The following is a 5,025-nucleotide window of genomic DNA, read 5'->3' on the forward strand; positions in this document are numbered from 1 at the left end:
ATATGTCCTTTGACAAAGTGGTCGATCTTCGGAGCTTCCCGTAGGGTGGGATGGCGTACTTCGGAGCGGGTCTGCACTCTTCGGGTCTCGGAGCTGACCGACCATCGACCAAGAGAGCGGTGCGACCACGCGACGACGCTAGTCGCACCTGGTAGCGCACCAAGACAAAAGAATGATTTGCGACCTGAAAAATGGTATTGAAGCTATTCCCGTGTGACTCAGTCCTCCTGAGTTACCCTCCTGGGAGGGGCGGGGGTTGGTTGGGCACGCGGGTGGGTTGACTCCTCAGAAATATCCTAGCTATTTGTAGCAAATATTTATTATAGCGGTTTTCACAAAGGTAGACTACAAACAAAATATAAGTATGTTTGAAGTTTAATAATTACAGACCTAATAGCTGTATTCTATGTTAATGAAAACCGCTATAATTTGGTATTATATAAAATCCGGATAATTACTATATCCAAGTCATTGCGACTGGAACGGAGTGGAAGGAAGCAATCTCCACGCACCCCTGAGATTGCTTCCTATCGTCGCAATGACGACTATTCAACCGGATTCTATATTAGGGGTGGGTTCCCACACTATGAATCTAATTACAACAATGCTACCGGATTTGATATCATAGGTGGTATATGAAAAAAAGTTTACCTAATACCTAAAGACCTCAGAAATTGGATTTAAAACTCTACTTTGTTCAGGGGATCTAAAATCTTCTTTAATCAAGCTAGACTTCAAAAGTTCCGATCGCTTCTATGGCTATTTTTAATAACGAGTGATGTGAGTATCTTTTTAAAAGAATTAATAATGCTTCATCCAACTTAGCTTCCAAATCTTGATTTTGAATATCCACAATTATTTGATAGAGAAGTTCAAAAGTAATACGTTCATCTTTGATCAAAACAATATATTCGCCATTATCTGTATTTTTAAATTTATCTAATTCTGCGATACTTTTTTCACCACTAACTTGATACCCTCTAGCATCTCGATATAGATAAAACTTGAGGTGAGAATTTTTGGCTACTAATTCATTCCAGTTAGTCATCCGAGAAAAAAAGGCGTTACCTCCATCATATAAAAAACCTATAGCATAACCTTGAGTTTCTGTTTGAATAACCAGGTGGTCTGGAATTTTTTTAGGTCTATCAAAGGTCAGAAAATCTAACTTGAGAGATGGTTGAATTATTTTCAACGATTCAAAAATTTTCTCCAATTTTCCCCGGTCATCACTACTTGTAATAACTTGAGACTCACTATATTCTTCTTCTATTTGCTGATATTTTTGATTCAGGTAATCTCCGATAATTTTATTTGTATCAGTTTGAGTCTCCTGATGAATATATGTTTCACTATTTTGCTCAATTTTTGTTTCTAGATTCGATTCAATATTCAGTTTTTCAGCTATCTTCAGAACAACTTCTTTAATTTGTTTAATATCTGAGACCAAATTTTGTAAATTGGAATTATTCTGTAGTGCTATTTGACTATTTGTCTCAACTTTCAGATAATCGGGCAGGGGAATATTATGAATTTTATAATTATAGAAATCTGCAGCAGAATTAATAATTGAGCGTATAGAATTTTTACTTAATATCTTCTGAATTTCGTGTGGCGTGAAAAGTTGTTCAATCGTCATATTAATAGACTTAGATTTTTCATTAAGAATTGTTATTAGCTGTTCTTCAGATGGCTTATTTAAGAATACTTGACACTGAGAAATTCTATCGACAATAGAATCATCAAATTCTTGTTTAAACTGCTCCCATCGGTCTGGGAATAAATTTAGGATAATCAAGCTATTAGGAATATGAGTAAAAATTTCTTTAATTGCTTCTCCAAAACTGTGCAAAAGATTCTGATTATATTCCCTACCTAAACCTTCTAACTGGTCAAAGACAATAATTAAAGGTTCGTCTAAAAGTGATAAATAACCTAATACTTTTAACGCTTCTAAAGATACTTCTTCTCGATTGATGCTTTTATTCCAAGATGCTATTTTAACTTTATCTAATAATTTTTGAGGTACATCATTCATTGCCAACCATTCTCGAATTATGCGACGATAATCTATAGCTCTATATCCACAAAACTTGATAATTCCTTTGAATATTTCTGGTGCATATCCTGCCGTTGAATAATTTGTACTCCACCACATATAAGACCGATTTTCTATATGTTCCCAAAACTCTCGTTTAGCTTGAGTATCTGATGATAAAAAAGAGAGTAATTCCAGATTTCCATTTTTGACTAATTCTATAATTGTCTGGTCTTTTTTACTTTCTTTTTTTGGGTACAAATCTGGATTTTCTATAATAATTTCTTGAAAAATTTTGGCACAACTATTAGCAATCAAATATTCTAGTTGAGTATAGTTAATTTTTGGTATACATCTAATGAGCGATTCAAGTATACGACTATAAATATGATAAATAATAGCATCAGGATTATTCGGTTGACGGATAAATAAGAGTCGATTAGTTTTTAATCTGCTATTTGCCAGTCGCATCATCAGGTGAGTTTTGCCAAACCCTGGTTCCCCTACAACAACAACCCCTTTGCTTTGATGATTAATATCTTGTTTAATATCTTTGAGAGTAGATTGTATTCTGTGAAATTCTTTACTAAAAACATTATCCGCATCGCTATGTGTCTGAAAAGGATGATCGACTCGACTACTTCCAAATGGATTTTTTCTTTTTTGTAGTTGGACTTGAAGATGTAAATCGATCATAGGTACTTATAAGCAAAGTTTTAATAATATAGATTACTATACCTTATAATATTGATACCTAAAAGAAATTTTTTGGGCTAAACATAATGCGTCAGTTCTGATAATTTGACAATCAAAGAATGAATTAAGAACGGAAAATTTTGAGTTGCCTGAATTTTAGGCGTTGCTGAATTAGGGGATGAAATTTTTGGCAGAAGGTAAATCCCATTTTTTGTTTTTTATCAAAATAATTGGGTCCCATAACCCCGCCTTTTAAGGGGAAATATTTTTGTTTTTGCAGCGAAGCTCAAATCCTACTTCCCCTCCTGGGAGGGGGAGGGGCGAGGGGTGGGTTAACTTCTGACTTCTGTACGGGGGAATGGCTATTCGCCCCTACTGACTTCTGACTTCGTTAAACTTCCTGTGTTTGAGAGCCTAAAATTCATCCCGCACTCTATGCAACGCCATATATTTACTCATGTAGAAGCGATGTAGCTACCGCAGTTGCTCCGAATGGCGCTATATTCACAACCAAATTAAATCATCATCCTGTGAAGCTCCAAAAAACGGCAAGGTATTTCCCCCTTGCATCCCCAAAAAAATCGTGATAGTATTTTATTATTGGGGTTTACTCGCCCATACACATGACTTTTTATTCAACCCAAAAACAGCATTTCGTCACTGAATACATATAGAAGGGATACTCACACCATCAAAGCACTAGAAAAGTTATCATCCTGTGCAGCACTCCAAAAAGAAGTAGTGACACCGAAAAATTTTCACCTCATCAACACATCCATATATTTACTCATGTAGAAGCGATGTAGCTACCGCTAGGCTCCGCCAACGCTATATTAACTTTTCAATCCAATTATCATCCTGTGAAGCTCCAAAAAAAACGACAAGGTATTTCCCCTTGCATCCCCAAAAAAATCGTGGTAGTATTTTATTATTGGGTTTCACTTGCCCCTAAGCATGACTTTTTATTCAACCCAAGAACAGTATTTCGCCACAGAATACATATAGAACCCTCGATCATATTTTTGTCGGCGATTCAGTTTTTTTGCCAGGAGTCAGGAGTCAGGAGTCAGGAGGTAGAGGGAAGGTATAAGGGAAAAAGGTTGAAAAATACTTCCCATCTCCCCATCTCTTTTCCAGAAATTATCAATTGTTCCTCCCTACTCCCTACTGCCTACTCCCTACTCCCTCTTCTAATAAGGACTAGAATCAAGTTCTCCATTCTCGACACTAACTTGATAATCAGCAATTGATGGTCTATGATTCAAATCAAAAGTTTCACCATTTCCTTTTTTCCAGATTTTGAACCCACTAAAAGTTAATGGAATTTGAGGGTTACATTCCTCTGGTAAATGGTCTCCCAAGACAAAATAAACAAACCCATTTCCAACTACTTCAGCTAAACCACTTTTATCCACAATTAACGAAGTATCTTCATCAATACCAATACCTAAAGCAGTATCAGATATTCCATCTCTGAGCAAACGAGCAACAAATGTCATTAACCGACCCATGCGATCGCGCTCATAGAAGTGAGTATCAATAACAGTTCCCTGAAATTTTTGTCTGTAAAACAAACCTTCGTCAAGAGAAATATCTTCATAAGGGTCATTTAGTGCAGTTTTACTGGTGACTGTCTCAGAACAAGCATTAAAAACAAAATTACTTTGAATCATTGCACCAGCACTGGTTCCGCCAACTGCCCCACCTTTTGCAATAACAGAATTAACAGCTTTATCAACTTCCGTATTTCGATAATTCCGTAGGTATTGACACTGGTCGCCACCTGCAAAAAAAATTACTTCGGCATTCTCAATTGCGTCTACTATATTATGTTTTTGAGCATCTCTTCGATCAGAAATTATCAGAGTTTCCACTGAGTCTACCCCATCCATAGCTAGAATTGGTCGATTATAGGCATCGCTACCTGAGTCACGAATGACAATCACATCTACTTTCTCGCGACAAGAATTGCATCCTCGGACTTGATTAATCATCCACTGAATTGCAGAGTCTATATCAAGGCCACCACCACCAAAGTTATAAACTGGGCCACTGTACATTAAACTTAGATTAATAGAATTTTCTAAATAACTGTCGCTTTTTGCTTGGGTAGGAAAAATCAATGCAATGGTAATTATTAAGCAGAACATTACTATGACTTTGAGTAATTTTCTGGATAGGGAAGTTAGCAACAAAAACAAATAAGATAAAGAAATAAACTTCATAGATTTAGATAATTGTCTGACATAGTATTGTATAGCAATGCAAGCATTCAGCATTCAGCATTCAGA

General features: G+C 36.1%; 2 protein-coding genes. Both read right to left on the minus strand.

Features of this window, described 5'->3' with window-relative positions; translation table 11 throughout:
• Positions 1-727 precede the first annotated feature (727 nt).
• Positions 728-2,734, minus strand: a complete 2,007-nt coding sequence (locus F6K13_RS17765; protein WP_124145283.1) for an ATP-binding protein — start codon at positions 2,732-2,734, stop codon at positions 728-730.
• 1,190 nt (positions 2,735-3,924) lie between these two features.
• A complete protein-coding gene (locus tag F6K13_RS17770; protein WP_124145282.1) occupies positions 3,925-4,959 on the minus strand; it encodes a cyanophycinase in 1,035 nt (344 codons plus the stop codon).
• Between the last annotated feature and the right edge of the window lie 66 nt (positions 4,960-5,025).

This window comes from Okeania sp. SIO2B9, assembly GCF_010672505.1.
In the GTDB taxonomy this organism is placed as follows: Bacteria; Cyanobacteriota; Cyanobacteriia; order Cyanobacteriales; family Microcoleaceae; genus Okeania; species Okeania hirsuta.

Excerpts from the sequence above, each read along its gene's own strand:
- F6K13_RS17770 (WP_124145282.1), bottom strand. The coding sequence starts at position 4,959 with ATGAAGTTTATTTCTTTATCTTATTTGTTTTTGTTGCTAACTTCCCTA.
- F6K13_RS17765 (WP_124145283.1), bottom strand. The coding sequence starts at position 2,734 with ATGATCGATTTACATCTTCAAGTCCAACTACAAAAAAGAAAAAATCCA.